This window comes from Geomicrobium sp. JCM 19039 (assembly GCF_000698145.1).
Lineage (GTDB): Bacteria > Bacillota > Bacilli > Bacillales > Marinococcaceae > Geomicrobium_A.
Genome location: NZ_BAXB01000019.1, coordinates 19,002 through 37,026, shown reverse-complemented (window position 1 = coordinate 37,026; position 18,025 = coordinate 19,002). Strand labels below are relative to the sequence as shown.

The 18,025-nt window shown below is 47.0% G+C and carries 15 protein-coding genes and 3 pseudogenes; 10 read left to right on the top strand and 8 right to left on the bottom strand.

Annotated features, from left to right (window positions below; all coding sequences use genetic code 11):
- Positions 1-94: 94 nt before the first annotated feature.
- The 4 genes from JCM19039_RS15965 to JCM19039_RS15950 all read left to right on the top strand — a co-directional run bounded on the left by JCM19039_RS15965 (position 95) and on the right by JCM19039_RS15950 (position 1,842).
- A complete protein-coding gene (locus JCM19039_RS15965; protein ID WP_042429049.1) occupies positions 95-454 on the top strand; it encodes a BlaI/MecI/CopY family transcriptional regulator in 360 nt (119 codons plus the stop codon).
- A gap of 9 nt (positions 455-463) precedes the next feature.
- A complete protein-coding gene (locus JCM19039_RS15960; RefSeq protein ID WP_042429046.1) occupies positions 464-1,273 on the top strand; it encodes a M56 family metallopeptidase in 810 nt (269 codons plus the stop codon).
- Positions 1,258-1,518 carry a hypothetical protein gene (locus JCM19039_RS15955; RefSeq protein WP_152550241.1) on the top strand — a complete coding sequence of 87 codons (261 nt, stop codon included), beginning with the start codon at positions 1,258-1,260 and terminating at the stop codon, positions 1,516-1,518. The genes JCM19039_RS15960 and JCM19039_RS15955 overlap by 16 nt, the downstream gene beginning before the upstream one ends.
- A 78-nt stretch (positions 1,519-1,596) precedes the next feature.
- Positions 1,597-1,842, top strand: coding sequence for a hypothetical protein (locus JCM19039_RS15950; protein WP_042429038.1), 246 nt, complete (start codon positions 1,597-1,599; stop codon positions 1,840-1,842).
- A gap of 40 nt (positions 1,843-1,882) precedes the next feature.
- Here the strand turns inward: JCM19039_RS15950 and JCM19039_RS15945 are convergent, their stop codons facing one another.
- The 5 genes and pseudogenes from JCM19039_RS15945 to JCM19039_RS15925 all read right to left on the bottom strand — a co-directional run bounded on the left by JCM19039_RS15945 (position 1,883) and on the right by JCM19039_RS15925 (position 6,534).
- Positions 1,883-2,089, bottom strand: a complete 207-nt coding sequence (locus JCM19039_RS15945) for a hypothetical protein (protein ID WP_042429036.1) — start codon at positions 2,087-2,089, stop codon at positions 1,883-1,885.
- A 231-nt stretch (positions 2,090-2,320) separates the two neighbouring features.
- Positions 2,321-2,665 (bottom strand): hypothetical protein, encoded by a 345-nt coding sequence (locus JCM19039_RS15940; protein ID WP_042429033.1) that lies wholly within the window; start codon positions 2,663-2,665, stop codon positions 2,321-2,323.
- Between the two features lie 321 nt (positions 2,666-2,986).
- Positions 2,987-3,397 carry a hypothetical protein gene (locus tag JCM19039_RS15935; RefSeq protein ID WP_042429030.1) on the bottom strand — a complete coding sequence of 137 codons (411 nt, stop codon included), beginning with the start codon at positions 3,395-3,397 and terminating at the stop codon, positions 2,987-2,989.
- A gap of 173 nt (positions 3,398-3,570) precedes the next feature.
- Positions 3,571-5,069: pseudogene (locus JCM19039_RS15930) on the bottom strand (AbgT family transporter).
- A 43-nt stretch (positions 5,070-5,112) separates the two neighbouring features.
- Complete coding sequence (locus tag JCM19039_RS15925; RefSeq protein ID WP_042429027.1) at positions 5,113-6,534, bottom strand: amidohydrolase; 1,422 nt, start codon at positions 6,532-6,534, stop codon at positions 5,113-5,115.
- 2,135 nt (positions 6,535-8,669) lie between these two features.
- Here JCM19039_RS15925 and JCM19039_RS15915 point away from each other — a divergent pair.
- The 4 genes from JCM19039_RS15915 to JCM19039_RS15900 all read left to right on the top strand — a co-directional run bounded on the left by JCM19039_RS15915 (position 8,670) and on the right by JCM19039_RS15900 (position 13,116).
- Positions 8,670-9,437, top strand: coding sequence for an HAD family hydrolase (locus JCM19039_RS15915; protein WP_052398873.1), 768 nt, complete (start codon positions 8,670-8,672; stop codon positions 9,435-9,437).
- 72 nt (positions 9,438-9,509) lie between these two features.
- Complete coding sequence (locus tag JCM19039_RS15910; RefSeq protein ID WP_042429022.1) at positions 9,510-10,397, top strand: ABC transporter substrate-binding protein; 888 nt, start codon at positions 9,510-9,512, stop codon at positions 10,395-10,397.
- A 17-nt stretch (positions 10,398-10,414) separates the two neighbouring features.
- Positions 10,415-12,076: an iron ABC transporter permease gene (locus JCM19039_RS15905; RefSeq protein ID WP_042429018.1), complete on the top strand. Its 1,662-nt coding sequence runs from the start codon at positions 10,415-10,417 to the stop codon at positions 12,074-12,076.
- An 11-nt stretch (positions 12,077-12,087) separates the two neighbouring features.
- Positions 12,088-13,116 (top strand): ABC transporter ATP-binding protein, encoded by a 1,029-nt coding sequence (locus JCM19039_RS15900; protein ID WP_042429015.1) that lies wholly within the window; start codon positions 12,088-12,090, stop codon positions 13,114-13,116.
- Between the two features lie 177 nt (positions 13,117-13,293).
- Here JCM19039_RS15900 and JCM19039_RS15895 read toward each other — a convergent pair.
- The 3 genes and pseudogenes from JCM19039_RS15895 to JCM19039_RS15885 all read right to left on the bottom strand — a co-directional run bounded on the left by JCM19039_RS15895 (position 13,294) and on the right by JCM19039_RS15885 (position 15,856).
- Positions 13,294-14,476, bottom strand: a pseudogene (locus JCM19039_RS15895) (acetyl-CoA C-acetyltransferase).
- Positions 14,477-15,136 (bottom strand): 3-oxoacid CoA-transferase subunit B, encoded by a 660-nt coding sequence (locus JCM19039_RS15890; RefSeq protein WP_042429012.1) that lies wholly within the window; start codon positions 15,134-15,136, stop codon positions 14,477-14,479.
- An 18-nt stretch (positions 15,137-15,154) separates the two neighbouring features.
- Complete coding sequence (locus JCM19039_RS15885) at positions 15,155-15,856, bottom strand: CoA transferase subunit A (protein ID WP_042429006.1); 702 nt, start codon at positions 15,854-15,856, stop codon at positions 15,155-15,157.
- 115 nt (positions 15,857-15,971) lie between these two features.
- Between JCM19039_RS15885 and JCM19039_RS22445 the strand changes: the two genes are divergently transcribed.
- Complete coding sequence (locus JCM19039_RS22445) at positions 15,972-16,184, top strand: LysR family transcriptional regulator (RefSeq protein ID WP_081834571.1); 213 nt, start codon at positions 15,972-15,974, stop codon at positions 16,182-16,184.
- A gap of 145 nt (positions 16,185-16,329) precedes the next feature.
- Positions 16,330-16,863, top strand: a pseudogene (locus JCM19039_RS22440) (LysR substrate-binding domain-containing protein); the annotation flags it as partial.
- Positions 16,864-18,025: the final 1,162 nt, after the last annotated feature.

The window sequence follows — 18,025 nt, the reverse complement described above, 5'->3', positions numbered from 1 at the left end:
AGTGTCTTTGTGCATGCTCGTTTTCCCTTGACTGATTAAACGATGTAATGTAGTGTGAACGACAATACATCGTTCGAAAAGAGAGTGAAGGTTCATGCAGAAAATGTCGCAATCTGAAAAACAGATTATGGAGATTATTTGGCGGAATGAGGGGGCGCTTACGACTGCAGAGATTTTGCAGCGTCTGCCTGACGGAAAAGACTGGAAGCAAAATACAGTGATTACTTTTCTTGCCCGTCTCATTGAGAAGGATCTTGTGAAAGCGAACCGAATGGGTCGTGCGAATCACTATGATGCGTGTCTAACAGAGGAAGAGTACCGCGCGTTGGAGACGAAGCAATTCATTAGTGACGTTCATAAAGGCTCGGTGTCAGGATTTCTGCAGACTCTTACTGATAGTGGCGACTTAACGAAAAAAGATATTGAAGATCTCATGAAGAAATTACGGGAGTAGGTGCTACCGATGACGGAGTTTTACGTGCATATTATCATTATGTCGCTTGTCGCCAGTAGCATGTTGACGATCTTGATGCTTACGAAACGAGTGACGCAAAAATGGTTCTCGGCGACTTGGCATTATTATTCGTCTTTATTCCTTTTTCTTTTATTCGTTGTACCGGTTTACGTTTGGTTTCAAATGAGCACACCGGCTAATCCTGCCGTCTCAATTCCGACTGGCAACGAAGTTGGAGCAACGCTCGTCAATTACGTGTCGATCGTGTTACTCGTGGGGTCGATCCTCTTCTTCTCGGTCTACCTTTTCAGGATAGTGAAAATGACAAGGCTGTTGCGAACGACATGCGAGGAATCCTTTGATGAGACCCATCTGATTGCGCTTGCGTACGCCAAAAAAACGCTCAAAATTAAACGGAAAGTTACCATTTATTTATCCCCTTACATGACGACCCCGTTTATTTACGGAATATTTAAACCGAAAATTGTGCTTCCGTCATTTGATTTTAGTGATGAAGAATTAAAGCATATCTTTCTGCATGAACTCACGCATTATAAGCGCGGCGATTTATGGACAAAGCCTCTCTTGTCCATCATTCAATCGGTTCATTGGTTTAATCCGATCGTGCATCTGGCGAGACGAGAGATTGATCGTTTTGGTGAGTATGCGTGTGACGAGAGCATTACAAAACAAATGAATCGGGACGAACGTACAAGATATTGTGAGCTCCTCCTGAATGTACTCTGGAACGTCGTTGATCAAAAGCACGGTCATTATGCGGCGATGAGCAGGATCGCAAAAGCTTGGAAAGAAGAATGAAGACGGTTTTAGCAACAAGAGGGAAGCGACAGCGAACCGCTCTCATTTCAGGTTCGATGTTCACTTTAATCTTAGCCGTTGCCGGGACGACGGTTGGTTTGGCAGCGGATGCGCACACAAGTGACCCTCATGTAGTTGCAGATGACGCTCAACTTGTAGACGATGGGATGGATGGAGAAACGCAGATGTCGGATGATCCATTAGTTGAGAGTGATCTTAAAGATGAAAACTTTGAAAACGACTAACAGCCGGCGCGCTAGTTTGGCGTCGGTTTTACGTGTGGTTTTAAACTACAAAACATAGTTTTTGGAGGTGAGATACATATGGTGATTGAGCGTGACAACGTGGTTTTGGCTGTTCTTTGGAAAGCGTCTATGTGCTTACCGAGTGTTGGGATTAGAAAGAGGTTAGTCGGCTGGTCGCATGAACAAGTCGTGAACAGCCTGCTGCGGTTAATGGCGAAAGGCTCGGTGCGTGCGCAAATCATTGGGGGAACGAGTTATTATTGTACGACTATTTCAGAAGAGGCGTTCAGTAAACAGTTTTACGGCGGAGAAGATAACGAGTAATCGAACAACGGAACGCGGCTTTTAGCCGCGTTCCTGTGTGTTAGTCGCCAAAAATGTGATCGTCTTTAAGGTCGCCTTTAGTACCATACAAGTGAATGCCTTCGTCATTTGAAATCGGTGGTTCAGGAGAATCTAGTGGAACTGCAGAATCTTGGTTGTGATCTTGGCTAAGCCCAAACGCAGTACCAGTTACCCCGACGACGAGCGTTGTTGCAAATGCCAATGATAAGATACGCTTTTTGTTCATCGGTGAAGCCCTCCTTTTTGATTTGAGGTGTGTAGCTTTAAAGCAGAGCGTACCGTATAGTTGTTTTGTAATTAAATGCTAGATTAATATAATTGCTTTCTTTGTTTAGTACAATGATCAAAGTTTGATAATAGCCCCCTACTTTTGTATGGGGAATTAGGGAGCTATTCATTGTGTGATGGGAGCGCACATGGAGAGTAATATTCCCCTCACCTTTTTGTATAAATCGATTCAGTCGACGTCTTCATCAAAGGAAGACGTGCCTTGATCGCCGATCGTTTCATGTACCGAAACCGATGGTGCTGCTTCAGCTTCTTCTTTACTAATGTGTTCTGCGTCTGAATCTGGACCTCCCCAGTGAACATTAGCATCATCAACATCAAAGGAAGACGTGCCTTGATCGCCGATCGTTTCATGTACCGAAACTGATGGTGCTGCTTCAGCTTCTTCTATACTAATGTGTTCGGCGTTTGAATCTTTCAGATTATGGCTATTATCGCTGGTAATTGCTGATACGGAAACACCAGTCACAAATGTCAATCCTAAGGTTAGAACACTTTTTCTCATACTTCTCATAAATAAAAACTCCTTTTCCTTTTTAACTACATGATGTAGTTTATAAAAACACTACATCATGTAGTTTTTATTGTCAAGTGCTCGTTATATAGATGTTTTTAAATCATCTTTGCTTGCTTGTAAAAATGGGCTTTATCAAAAGTCATTTTTCATAATTAATCAACCTATACTTCAATGACGGAAATCATTTCAAAACAAAAAACCCGTAACAATTTTTTAAATTGTTACGGGTTTGGAGGATTAAGTGTACTTTTTATTTTTTTATAATACAATTTATTCAAATTACTTAGATATTTTAATGTGAAAATTGACCTTCCATGCTTACAGATGATGGTGATTGATTATAACTGCGAAACTGTATAGCCCTTCGTTGTTTATTGTAATTCCACCACTTAAGGGTGAGTCTGTAGAAGATCTTGTCCATGTGTAATTACCCGTATTATGGTTGTAAATACCTACAGATATAACTCCAGGTTGAGGGTTCCAACTAACGTCATATTGTATATTGGCTCCCTCTCCTAGATAAAGACTAGTGCCTGTATACCAAGTCTCGCCAGAAGCCAAGGTACCACTAAATCCATACTGCTCAATACCTATTTCTTCTTCACTAAATAGAGTTTCTTGAGCTTGTCCCATTGATATACTGGCTAAGGATAACGAAAAGGCGAATAAACAAGCGATGACAAGTTTAACAATGACTTTTCCAGATAGATATTCACTCTTCAATAACATGAAAACCCTCCTTAAAATTTTGTTGAGCAATTCAAACTAAATTATAAAGTCAACTCCCTTCTAAAAAAAATTTGATGGTACTAAAGATATAATAACACAAAAAACATAATTGTCAAAAAATAAAATAAATTTAATCTATTATGAGGTTAAGGGAAAAGCTTCAAGCTTCTTCCCTAATCCAAATAAATCCCTACGCCTGGGCCGATCGGCAAGCCGAGCATTGTCCAGATGATAAACAGTAAGATCCAGGCGCCGAGTAGAATAAAGGCGTATGGAATCATGAGAGAAATGATGGAGCCTAGTCCCATGCGACTGTCGTAACGTTTCATGAATCCGAGTACCATGATCAGGTATGGATTGAGTGGTGTAAGTACCGAGGAGGCGGAGTCGCCAATTCGATATGCGAGCTGGGCGTATGCAGGATCATACCCAAGGAGCATGAGCATCGGTACGAATACGGGAGCCATTAACGCCCATTGTGCGGAGCCGCTCGTAATCATTTGATTTAAGAGGGCGGCGAGCAGGATAAAGGCAACCATGAGTCCTAGCCCGGTAAAGCCAATACCTTCTAAAAACTCCGATGTATTTACGGCGAGTATCGTGCTTAGGTTTGTCCAGTTGAAGTATGCAATAAACTGGGCAATGGCAAAGACGAGTACGATGTAAGGAACCATGCTTTTCATTGCTTCTGTCATATGGTTAGGAATGTCAGCTGTTTTCTTTATTGTACCGACGGTTACGCCATACGCGACGGACACGATGATAAACCAGACGAGAATAATCGGCACGATGTTTGAGAGAAGCGGTGATTCACCGTCTTCACCCCGCAACACGGAGTTCTCGGGCAATAAGGCGATTCCGATGAGCGCTAAATAGATGACGGTTCCAATAACAGCATAAATGAGGCCTTTGATTTCTTGTTTGCTCGGAATGGTGGCGGTCTCACCAAGTACAGCAGGTTCGGCATACGTATCGTTGAATTTGCCTAAGCGCGGTTCAATGATCCGTGTGGTGACGAGACCGACAACGAGGATGACCATGAACGTGGATACGCTCATAAAGAACCAGTTGTCGAGCGGTGTGACGCTAGCCTCCGGGATGATTGACTGGGCGGCTTCTTCGGTGATGCCGGCAAGAAGGGCGTCAGTCCCAGCGATAATGATGTTGGCGGTAAACCCGGCAGCGACGCCAGCGAACCCGGCGCACATTCCAGCAATTGGATGCCTGCCGAGGGAATAAAACACCATAGCGGCAAGGGGCGGAATGATAATCATCGCGGCGTCAGAGGCGATGTTGCCGAGCACGGCTGCGAAGATGATCGCATACGTGACGAGTGCTGTCGGTGCCCGCATGATGGTAGCTTTCATGAACGTATCAAAGAGGCCGACTTGCTGGGCGAGCCCAATGCCGAGCATCATCGTCAAGATGAGGCCGAGCGGGGCGAAGCGGTAAAGTTTGTAATCATTGATTCGAGCATGAAGAGTAAGCCTTCACCTGAAAATAAACTTCTTGCTTCGATGACTTCGCTCGTCGTCGGATGTTCGACAGCGACGTTAAACTGGCTCACAATCCAAGAAATAATAATAATGGCGATGGCAAAATAAACAAATAAGATGAATGGATGGGGCAGTTTGTTTCCTAACCATTCAACACGATTTAGAAAACGATTCATCAAAGATGACGGTTCTTGCTGCATTATGAATCACCTCGGTGCGTTAGTTCTGTAGTTTAGATGGTTCGATTCCTGGTGGAATCGGGCATTCATAATGCGTTCCATCTAACCTTTGATGTAATTCTTCTTTTGCCTGGTCAATCAGGTCAGGGTTTTCTAGCAACTCTGCCGCTGTGCCGCTCATTAATTCCGCGGCGTACAACATGCCGGTCATCGCATAGGATGTTTTTCCTTGTGCAACCATTTGCCACGTGTGGAAGGGTGTCCCGAACGCATAGCATGTGGTGTAACATTGCACGGTTGGAGCGATCGTGCTCACATCACCGACATCGGTTGACCCAGACAGACGCTTCATGTCCGGCGTGGATGGAATCGTCGTAGCGGCAAGGTCGTGAGCGACATCGTTTGTAGAGATTTTGCGTACTTCGTCAATGGCGTTCTGGATCTCACTCTCGCTTAGCGTATCGTAAAACTGTTTGGCGAGCTGCTTTTCTTCATCTGTGTAGTCCGGTTCCCCAAACGCTAGCATCTCTTTGTTCATGACGTCTTCAAGTGTGTGGTTGCGCACGAAGTTGGAGCACGCTTTCTCAAACGTCATCTCGAGCTTAGTTTCGGTCATGAGTGCGGCACCTTCGGCAATTTTCTGGACACGCTCGTACACTTCTTTTGCCTTTTTGACCGTCATTCCCCGCATCAAGTAGAGAACTTCTGCCTCGGCCTGCACGACGTTTGGAGAAACGCCCCCGGTGTTTGTGATTGCATAATGAAGCCGGGAAGTTTCTTCGATATGTTCCCGCAAATAATTCGCTCCGATATTCATCAGTTCCACCGCATCGAGGGCACTTCTGCCAAGGTGTGGGCTAGCTGCTGCGTGGGACGCTTTTCCTTGAAAGCGAAAAGATACTTGGTAATTTGCGAGTGTCTCATACGCCCATACCGTATTGTAGTATCCGGGATGCCACGTGATGGCGGTATCAATGCCGTCAAAAGCACCTTCTCTTGCCATGAACGTCTTGCCGGAACCCCCTTCTTCGCCTGGGCAGCCATAAAATTCAATCGTTCCAGGCAGGCCGTTTTCTACCATATAATCTCTTGCTGCGATTGCTGCTGCCATCGCACCGGTCCCAAGCATATGGTGACCACAACCGTGCCCGTTGCCGCCTGCTTCTTTCGGTTCAGGTGACGGTTGGTTTTCAATCTGGCTTAAGTCTGATAATGCGTCGAATTCACCGAGAAAGCCAATGACCGGTGAGCCACTGCCGAACCGTGCCCGAAAGGCGGTGGAGATGCCGGCGATGCCCCGCTCTACTGTAAATCCCTCTGCTTGTATGTAATCTGCGAGCAGCTTTGCAGATTGCTCTTCCTCAAATCGTAGTTCAGGTGTATTCCAAATATGCTTGGCCAATTGCTCATAGGCGTCGCGATTCTGTTGGATCTGCTCAGTTAGAAATGACTGATGGGACATGGGCAATCCCCCTCCTTCGTTTACGTTAAAAGCCATGCTACCATAACGACCATTGGGTGGGAAGATTTTTTTCTATGATGCGTTGATTGCTAGATCGTTTTACACGATTTTCAGCTCCGGTGGTGACGAGGATTGCTCATTTTTTGGGAATTTCTAGGGGATTAGTGATCTATATAGAATGAACTTAACATTTTCCTCGTTGCGCAGTTTGTTCCAACTGGAGCGCAGATTCCAAGCTGAAGTGCCAACGATATTTCGGCCCCGCCGGGGCCGAAACGAAACCGGACTCGGTTCGGCGCGACTCGCGCCGACGTGTTGCTAGGTTTTTGGCTAGGAAATACAAAGGATGGTTCTCTGAATCCGTTAACGCAGGGGTGGCGGCATATACAGCCAAGACGAACGAATGTTCTGCGCGCGAGTTTCCTCCATCTGCGCGCAAGTTTTCGCTTTTGAACGATTTTAGCGCCGATTTCGCCAAACTTGCGCGCAGTTTGTTCCAACTTGCGCGCAGATTCCAAGCTAAATGCCAACGACACGTCGGCCCCAACGGGGCCGAAACCAAACCGAACTCGGTTCGGCGCGGGGATTGTACAGGTGACCCGGTAATCTGTTCCCGAGTTTGCTCATTCTGTTCCCTAGTTTATGAGAATAGACCGCTTTTCCTTCGATTTCCCCCAACTTGAGAACAGTTCGGGCGCAACTCGAGCACAGTTGCCACTTTCCCAAAGCTTACCATTGGTTCTTGAAGAAATTCTTTCGTTCAACTTTCTAGATCGCTTTAGAACACCGCAATTTCCCTTATACTGGGCGATTTTTGAACGCTCGTGTTTATACAGAACCTCAACCTGTTTATACATATAAACCTCAAGAGCTAGCAACCATCGGCACCGGAGGTGCCGAAGATAAACCGAACGGTCGTCGGCATGACTCATGCCGACCTCTCGTTAGCATTGGTGCTGTTTGATTTTGTTTGGAAAGAGAGGGGTGGTTGTAATATAGATTGAACTTTAGATCTTCCTAATTTGCACTGTTGGTTCTTGCTCTACACCACGGGTTGAAGGTTGTAGTCCAGACTATAAGTGCAACATCGGTGTCTAATGTACAGCCACCGTGTTTGCTATGCAGTCCAGACTACAAGCGCAACATCGGTGTCTTCAAGACAGCCACTGTGTTTTCTATGTACTCCAGAGTATAAGTGCAACATCGGTGGCCAAAAGACGCCCACCGTGTTTTCTTTACACTCCAGAGTATAAGTGCAACATCGGTGGTCAAAAGACGCCCACCGTGTTTTCTTTACAGTTCGGAGTCTGAGGGCGCACTTCCATCCTCGACATCGGTTTGCGTTTCTGACTAATGCCCAAGATGTATGGAAAGAAGTCCAAATGCCCCATATATTCATTAATGTGACACTTGGGAAAGAAAATCATGATTTTAAACGTGAATGCGCACATAAACGGAGTCAACGGCCACAAATCGCGATATATGTGACCGTTGAGTGCCGAAAGTGCCCGGTTTGAGGGCTGGATTGTCACATAAAAAGTGGGAGGTCGTAACGGTCCTTATGCCAGGAGGTGACCACCGTTCATTTCTTTTTGCCCGCACCCGGCGTGCCAATTTGATTTCTGCGTGACTATTGCTGAGAGCGGTATATGTGTTGCCCTTTTCTGTGAAACTGCGCGCAAGTTTATGAGAATTGCACAGGTTTGAACCCGCGCAGGGCAAACATGCGCGTAGAAGTCAGGAACTCGAGCGCAGAATTGACGCAGAGATGCCCGCGTCGCGATCGCAATTAGGGTTGCCTTTCTAGAGCACTGCGCCTGTCGCGTTGATGATTTTCCGCGCGTAATGCTTCAGAAAGCAATCGGGTAAAACGACTTGAGGTTAACGAATTCTGATAACTCCTAATATATTTATTATATAGAACCATAATCCTTGTGCTCCTTTTAGATGAGTAATATTGCTTATCTGCGATGATAAGGCACATATAGGGAGGTAATAAGCTGTTGAGTTGGAAATACGCTTTTTTAAACTCTATTACAGTATAATTTCAGTTTTGACAGAAATGTGTCTATTACATAACATATAATATATATTAAACAATTAATATTTAATAAAGTGGAAGGAGTGACCCGCATTTGAATTCAACGTCATTCGATACCGTTTTATTTGATAAAGATGGAACGATTATTGATTTTTCATCGATATGGATGCCTTGGCTCCAGGAAGTCGTTGAAGAGGTGTGTCGCACGGTAGATATTTTGGATACACCTTCTTGGAAAAAGCAAGCGTTTCATGCTGTAGGCATTGAGAATGGCACACGTCTCGATCCCGAAAGTCCGCTTGCGATTGGCAGCATGCAGGATACATATACGATTCTTGCGTATTGTTTGTACAACCTCAACCATACACCTTGGAGTGAGGCGCTTTATGCCGTTATGGAAGCGGTTGAACACATCAATGTTCAAAAAAGTTATACGACTCAAATGCAAGCGATCGACGGTGTTGAGAATTTTATTCTTGAATGCAAAGCAGCAGGAAAGAAAATCGGTGTACTGACCGCCGATGATCAAGATCAAGCCATTTTGCACCTTGAGCAACTTCATTTGAATCATCATTTTGATTTTGTCATGGGCAGTGATCAAGTCGAACGTTCAAAGCCGTTTCCGGATATTGCTGTGAAAGCGGCGAAGGCGCATGATTTTGATTTGAGTCGTGCAATTATGATTGGGGACACCGATGCAGATATGGGTGTGGCAAAAAATGCGGATATGGCTCGAGCATTGGGTCTTGTTACATATGCGTATCCGCAAACCCATCATTTGCGTCGAGCGGATGAGATTTATACTACGTATCCTGCTATGAAGGATGCTCTATTTGGAGGAGATGAAAACAATGAAAAATAAAAAACGATGGATGATCGCTCCCGTTGCAGCGATGACGCTAGCAGCTTGTGTGGAGACAGCGAGTCAGTAACGGTGTATACACACAATGATGAAGAGGAAATGAACGCATTTGTGGCAGCAGCAGAAGAAGCGACAGGTGTGTCTTCAGACGTATTGCGCATGTCTAGTGAAGAGGGCTGGAGTCGTGTTGATGCAGAGTATCCACATGTGGGTGCGGATTTGCAATGGGGAACGTTGCACAGCTTCGCGTTAATTGCAGAAGAACAAGATATGCTCGTTTCGTATGATTCACCCGCGTGGGACGATGTGCCAGATGAATTCAAAGACCCTAACGGCCAATGGTACGGTTGGTCGTATTGGTTCAATATGGTCGCGGTCAATGAAGATCTCTTAGAATCCGAAGGGTTGGACCGTCCAGAAAGCTGGGAAGATCTATTGGACCCTCAATATGCAGGGGAGATTGTCATGCCTGACCCAGGTACGTCAGGAACAGCGTTCCTCTTCGTATCTACAATGTTCCAACTGCTTGGCGAAGAAGAAGGTTGGGAGTATTTCGATCAGCTTCATGACAATGTTGCACAGTATGTGCAGTCTCATTCAGCGCCAGTGCAAATGGTTGCCCAAGGTGAATATGCAATCGGCATCTCATGGGACCAAGCGGTGTTAGACCGGATTGATGAAGGCTACCCGATTGACTACATTATCCCAGAAGAGGGTGTTGGCTATGACTTGGATGTTGTCTTCATGTTTGAAGGTACTGAAAACCAAGAAGCAGCAGAAAAAATCATTGATTTTATCGGTTCTGACGAAGGCATGGAAGTTGCAGCCGAACATCGCTCAATGGTAACAAAACCTGGCATCGGTGAAGACGATCAAGAATTTGATTTCATTGACTATGATGCAGTTTGGGCAGCAGAAAACCGTGACCGCATTATGGAAGAATGGCAGGAAAGGTATTAAAGAGAGGAGCGGAATAAATGGCTGGTAAACAACAGACATCGACCGTGAACTCTGTGTCAAAAATGGGGGCGGGATTTAAAGTGGCAGCATTCATCATTGCTGCCTGCCTGCTTCTTTTTATACTGATTCCTGTATTGGCAGTGTTACTGCGCAGTATCGGAATCGGATCAGGACAAGGGTTGACGCTAGAATTCTATACGCGTTTCTTTACAACGAGCAATCATCTTGAAGCCTTAACGAACAGTGTTTCGGCAGGTCTGATCTCGACATCAGTCATTTTAATCATCAGCATTCCGTTTGCTCTGTATGTTACGAGAACACCGAGAAGTCCAATCTCAAGAGTATATCGAGGAATTGGGCTTCTCCCACTTGTTGCGCCACCGTTCATATTCGCTCTCTCGCTCATCATTCTTTTTGGTCGTAACGGTGTCGTGTCCAATGTGATGAACGATTGGTTCGGGCTAGAACTAAGCATTTACGGATTTTGGGGCGTCGTCATTGCCCAAGTGCTCGGCTATTTTCCAATTGCTTACATGATGATTGAAAGTTCTCTCCGCTCCGTGAACCCGAGCTTAGAGCATGCGTCACAAGATTTGGGTGCAACCCAAGGAAGAACGATTTTCTCTATCACACTACCGATTGCCGGTACGGCGATTTTAAAAGCTGGGTTGCTCGTTTTCGTGATGGCACTCGCTGATTTCTCAAATCCGCTCATCATCGGTGGGGGAACCCCGTTCCTTGCGTCATCCGCATACCTTCAAGTGATCGGTCAACAAAACTTGGAGATGGCCGCTGTACTCGGGGTGTTTCTAATTATTCCGAGCTTGCTCGTATTTTTATTCCAGACGTATATACTTAAAGATCATGAAACGGCTTCGATCAATAACTCTACAGAGAATAACCCGCTGAATCCGGTCGTCAAAGCGGTTGTTGTGTTTATTAGTACGCTGATGGCTATTTTTATCGTCGTTATGTTTACGATGGTCGTGCTTAGTGCGTTTGTGCAAATCATCGGTGTGAACAACACGTTCACGCTAGACCACTTCTCTGACACAACCGGCTGGGGATACATTTGGAACAGTGTAATTGTCTCGTTCTTCGCGGCGCTCATTGCTGCAGGACTCGGGATTTTGCAAGGGTACTTCACTGTTCGTAAAAATATGGCAGCAAAAAAATTAATGGAATTTATTGCGCTGTTCGGACTTGCCGTTCCAGGAACTGTTATGGGGATTGGTTATGTATTAATTTTCAACGGACCGCCGTTCTTCTTAACAGGTACCGTGTTGCTGCTCGTCATGAACATGGCGTTTAGAAAGATTGGAGTCGGTTTAGAGTCGGGGATTAGTCAGCTGCAACAGCTCGATTCTTCGATGGAAGAAGCGTCGGCTGATCTTGGTTCTGGCCCGGTCGGTACGTTTAGAAAAGTCGTACTGCCGCTCCTCACGCCAGCATTTATGTCAGGGTTTGTGTACACGTTTATGACCGCCATGGTGAGTGTTAGTTCCGTTATCTTCTTAATTGCACCAGGAACAAACCTTGCGGCCGTCTATATTTTAAACTTGGCCGATCAAGCCGCGATCGGGCGCGCGTCCGCCATGTCTTTCATTTTGATTGTAATTGTCATTTTGTGCATGGGCTTAATTAAATTCATTGAACGTCGAGCGAATACGTCAGCATAAGGAGAGCGAATATGGCAGATCAAACGAACACGTTGCTTCGCATTGAAAATATCGAAAAGTCTTTTGGCGACACGACGGTGCTTAAAGACATTTCAATAGACGTCGCACAAGGCGAACTCATTACGTTTATTGGCCCGAGTGGTAGCGGAAAAACGACATTGCTCCGCATCGTCGGTGGATTTCACGATCAATCGTCAGGTGAGATTGTCATAAGTGGGGCGTCTATGAATGGCGTGCCCCCAGAAAAACGGGAGACCGGCATGGTGTTTCAAAACTATGCCCTCTTCCCGCACATGACGGTTTACCAAAACGTGGAATACGGGTTAAAGATTGCAAAAGTCACGAAAGAAGAGCGCCGCACGAGAATTGAAGAAGCGCTCCAGCAAGTTCATTTGCACGAGTACGCCGATCGCAAGCCGAGCGAACTGAGCGGTGGGCAACAACAACGTGTGGCAATCGCCCGTTGCCTCGTTCTTAAGCCGAAAGTGCTCCTATTGGACGAGCCGCTCTCCAACTTGGACGCCAACTTACGTGCGTACATGCGAGATGAGATTCGTCGATTAAAAGAAGAACTGAACCTTACCATCATTTTTGTCACCCACGACCAAGATGAAGCATTAAGCATTTCGGATCGTGTGCTCGTTCTCGACGGTGGTCTCGTGCAACAACTCGATGACCCGAGCACGGTCTATCAACAACCGGCCAACGAATTCGTCGCCAACTTCGTCGGCTATGCGAACATTATTGAAGGTACGGTTGAAGGCGGTGTATTCAAGGCAACAGAAGAAGAAGGGTTTCAATTAAACGTTAATGGGTTGGATGCCAAATCCAAACTCGTCATTCGTCCAGAACACTTTGAAGTGAACGAAGACGGACCGATCCGTGGCAGAATTACAAAAACCGTCTATCATGGTAGCTACACGAGATGCTCAGTCCAAATCGGACAACTTGAGCTGCTCGTAGACGCTAGAAAAGAAAACGTAAAAAGAGATATGGACATCCGACTGTCCCACCCCACGCATCTGCATTTTATAGATTAGTAGAACGCGCCACACCTGTAAGTTACTCGCTAACACGAATCACGGGGTACAATCTATGTCGGGATTCCTGCTAAATAACGGTATATAAATCATTAAAATCCCACATAGACAGGGTCTATGTGGGATTTAGATATCTAAAATGAGGGGACGATTTTACGCCCGCTGGGGTTGCACGATTTATACTGATTCTACGATCGTGGCAACACCTTGGCCGCCACCGATGCAGAGGGAGCGACGCCGGTTTTTGCGCCTCTTCGTTTCATTTCATGAATGAGCGTGACGAGCACGCGAGTCCCGCTCGCACCGATCGGGTGTCCGAGGCTGATTGCGCCACCATTCACGTTAATTTTCTCACGCGGGAGGTCTAAGTCGCGTTGGACGGCAAGGGACTGGGCGGCGAACGCTTCGTTCATCTCGAACAAGTCGATGTCGCCAACAGATAGACCTGCTTTCTCCAGCGCTTTTTTCGTGGACGGTACCGGGCCGATGCCCATCATACTTGGGCTCACGCCGGCGCTTGCATTGGCACGAATGCGCACGAGGGGCCGGAGGCCAAGCTCGTTAGCTTTTTGTTCACTCATGACGAGTACAGCGGCGGCGGCATCGTTTATACCGGAGGCGTTTCCTGCGGAAACGCTGCCGTCTTTTTTGAAGGCAGGGCGCAGTTTGCCCAGCTTTTCGGCGGTTGTACCGGCGCGGATGTGTTCATCTTGCAAAAAGCGTTTCGGGTCGCCTTTTCTTTGTGGAATTTCAACCGGCACAATTTCGTCTTCGAACGATCCAGCTACTTGAGCTTGCTCGGCTTTTTGGTGACTCCACGCGGCGAACTCGTCTTGTTCTTCACGCGAGAAGCCGTACTCATCGTTAATGTTCTCGGCGGTAATGCCATATGGTAGTTTTCCATCGCACACGTTAGCCCGTCTGCCACCATGCTATCGACGAATTTCTGGTCGCCCATGCCGAAACCACTTCGGGCATTCATCGTAAGGTACGGTGCTTGGCTCATGTTCTCCATCCCGCCCGCAACGACAATCTCTGAATCTCCGGCGAGAATCGACTGCACGGCCAAATGGACCGATTTCAGCCCAGAACCGCACACTTTGTTGATTGTCATGCTTGGCACAGATTCTGGTAATCCAGCACGGATGGCTGCAATTCTTGCTGGGTTTTGACCAATGCCTGCTTGCAAGACGTTGCCCATGATTACCTCATCGACTTGGTCGCCAGACACACCTGCTCTCTTTAACACATTTTCAATGACGGTTTTGCCGAGGTCGGGCGCGGATACATCTTTCAGGCTGCCTTGAAAGCCGCCAATGGCCGTGCGCACGGCGCTTACGATCACTACGTTATCACTCATTTATGAAGAGCTCCCCTCTTTTAGAGATTCATCGAGTGTGAACGACGCTTCGGTGCTCGCTCGAACCGCTTGGATGTCATGTCCGTTCAACACTTCACGTAGGACCATACCCTCATCGGTGAAATCGAAAACCGCCATATCGGTAATCACGCGATTTACGACACCTTGCCCGGTGAGCGGCAGGTCGCACTGCTTTTTAATTTTGGCTTCGCCGTGTTTGTTCGTATGACTCATAATGATGACCACTTTGCGGGCACCTTGGACGATGTCCATCGCCCCGCCCATGCCTTTCACCATCTTGCCAGGAATCATCCAGTTCGCCAGATCGCCAGACTCCGACACTTCCATGCCCCCGAGAATCGTCAAGTCCACATGGCCGCCACGAATCATCGCAAACGACTCCGCATTATCGAAAAACGCAGCCCCAGCCTTGGCCGTCACCGTCTCCTTGCCCGCGTTAATCAAATCAGGATCCTCTTCGCCTTCAATCGGGTAGTTGCCAATGCCTAACATCCCATTTTCAGAATGTAAGAAGATGTTTTTGTCAGCAGGAATCTTGTCGGCGATCATTGTTGGCATTCCGATGCCTAAGTTGACGATCATTCCTTCTTCGATTTCTTTTACCGCTCGATTGATAATAATTTCACGTGTATCGCTCATCGTACGTTCCTCCTCTTCTTATGCGTGGGCTTTGCGGACGGTCCGCTTTTCAATTCTTTTTTCATAGTTTTGTCCGAGCAATAGATCTTGAACGTAAATGCTCGGAGTGTGGATGTAATCCGGGTCCAAGTCGCCCACTTCTACGAGTTCTTCCACTTCGGCAATCGTATGTTTGCCGGCCGCTGCAGCAAGTGGGTTGAAATTCCGAGACGTTTTCCGATAAATCAAGTTCCCGTATGGGTCACCTTTCCATGCTTTCACGAGAGCGGCGTCTCCGCGAATGCCGGTTTCAAGAATGTACATTTTCCCGTCAATTTCTTTGTGTTCTTTGCCTTCAGCAATTGGTGTGCCGACGCCTGCAGGGGTGTAGAAACCGCCAATGCCTGCGCCGCCTGCACGAATGCGCTCCGCGAGTGTTCCTTGAGGAACGAGCTCCACTTCGAGCTCACCACTCAAAAATTGCTGTTCAAACACTTTGTTTTCCCCAACGTAAGACGCAACCATTTTGTCAATTTGCTTGTTTTGGAGAAGAAGTCCGAGTCCCCAATCGTCCACCCCGCAATTGTTGCTTACGATTGTGAGATTTTTCGTGCCTTGATTTGCGAGCTCTACAATTGCATTTTCAGGGATTCCGCATAGGCCGAACCCGCCAACAATCACGGTGTCACCGTCTTTAATTTTTTTTATACTTTCCGTAAAAGAAGAAGATACTTTTGACATCTCAACTCTCCCTTTCTATGAGAAATTGTGTTACTCCCACTTTACTATAAGCGCTTACATAAGTAAAATAGATAAATAACATTTTAGTATTCCAAAAAGGAATGAGTGGAAGTCGATGCGAATGAAACAACTTCGTTACTTCATAGAAGTGTACCAACAAATGAGTTTTTCCCGAGCGAGTGGAGAGCTAGGCATCTCCCAACCCGCGCTCAGCAAAATCATCGCTCAACTCGAAGACGAGTTGCACGTGCAATTGTTTGATCGCTCCTCCGACAACTTCGTGTTACTCATGAGGGGGAGACGATGTATACGTATGCCCAAAAAGTGATGCGCGAAGCTGAAGACATGAAACGAGCCGCCGAAGATATTCGCCTGCACCGAAAAGGGCGCTTCACCTTTGGTCTGCCGCCTGTCATCGGTTCGAGCTTCTTTCCGCACATCATCTCCACCTTTAAAGGTGCTATCCTGACGCCGACTTGCGCATCGTTGAAGAAGGTGCAAAAGATATGGAGCGTTCCTTACTCGAAGGCAGTATCGACGTTGGCGTCGGCATTTTGCCCATTAATGAAGCGGCCTTCGACGTCGTGCCACTCGTCGAGAGAAAATTGCTGCTCGTCGTCTCAGAAAGCCACCCGCTCGCCGAGCGTGAACACGTTGCGCTCACAGCGCTTCGCGACGAAAACTTCTTGTTGTTCATGCGCGGGTTCTCTCTGTACGACCGGGTGCGTGAAGCGTGCATTGACGCCGGTTTTGAACCGAGGATCGTTAACGAAAGCACCCAATGGGACTTCCTGCTTAAACTTGCGCGTGAAAACATGGGCATCACTTTTCTGCCGGAAACCGTTCTTGCCGACGCTGCCATGAGCGGGGTCAAAACGATCGACGTTCACCACCCGTCAATCCATTGGAACCTCGCCTTAATATGCCGAAAAAACAGCTACCAATCCCCTGCTGCTGAGGAATGGATTCGCTGGGTGCGCGCGTACTTTGGGGACGATGTGAAATGAGGTTGGCCATTATTCGTTGCGAGCCAACAACAATTGCAATTTCACATACCAATATGACTTCATAACATCCACAAAGAAGAGTGGATAGCGAACTGCATAAGTTGCAGTGAAGGTCTTCAGTAATTGCAACACACTTCCGTTCCAAGCACTCGGCCTAAAAAAGTCGACCCTTTTCTGATACAAAGGCTAGTGAGAGTTTGGCACGAGTCTTGCTGAAGACGGTTCGGTGTATCTTCGGCACCTCCGGTGCCGATGGTAGCTAGCTCTTGATGTTGATATGATTCATCTGGGTTGACGTTCGGTGAATCGAACGATCATAGGTCGACGCATTATGAGGTGGACTGTGGTGTTCTGAAGCGATCTATATAAGTTGAACGAAAGAATTTCATCAAGAAACAATGGTGAAATTGGAAAATGGAAACTGTGCTCCAGTTGCAACCGAACTGTTCTCAAGTTGCAACCGAACTGTTCTCAAGTTGAGGGAAATCGCGGGGGAAACGGTCTATTCTCATAAACTAGGGAACAGAATGAGTAAACTCGGTAACAGATTACCGCGTCAAATGTACATTCTTGCCGTGAAATACCCGCATCCTGTCGGCGTGAGCCGCGCCGAACCGAGTCCGGTTTCGTTTCGGCCCCGGCGGGGCCGACGTGTCGTTGGCACTTCAGACTGGAATATGCGCTCCAGTTGGAACAAACTGCGCAGGAGTTTGGCGAAATCGGCGCTAATATCAGTGAAAAGCGCAAACTTGCTCCCAGAACGGCCGTTCGTCTTGCCCGCATGTGCCGCCACCCCTGCAGCAACGGGTTCAGAGAACCATCCTTTGCATTTCCAAGCCAAAAAATTAGCATCCTGTCGGCGCAAGCCGCGCCGAACTGAGTTCGATTTGGCTTCGACCCCGCTGGGGCCGACAGGTTGCTCGCTTCTTAGCATTAAATCTGTGCTCCAGTTGGAACAAATTGCGCGCAAAATGGGACCCAGCACGCGCTACCCCTCCAACCCAACACCTAACAGCGCAAATCAGGAAAATCTTAAGTTCATTCTATCTAGACCCCGGATCTCCTAATCGTTACCAAAAGTGAGCAGTCATCGCCACTTAAGTAGTAAGGAGTGTCTGAACGTCACTGAATTTCACGTACCGTAGCTTTCTATTCACTCGCA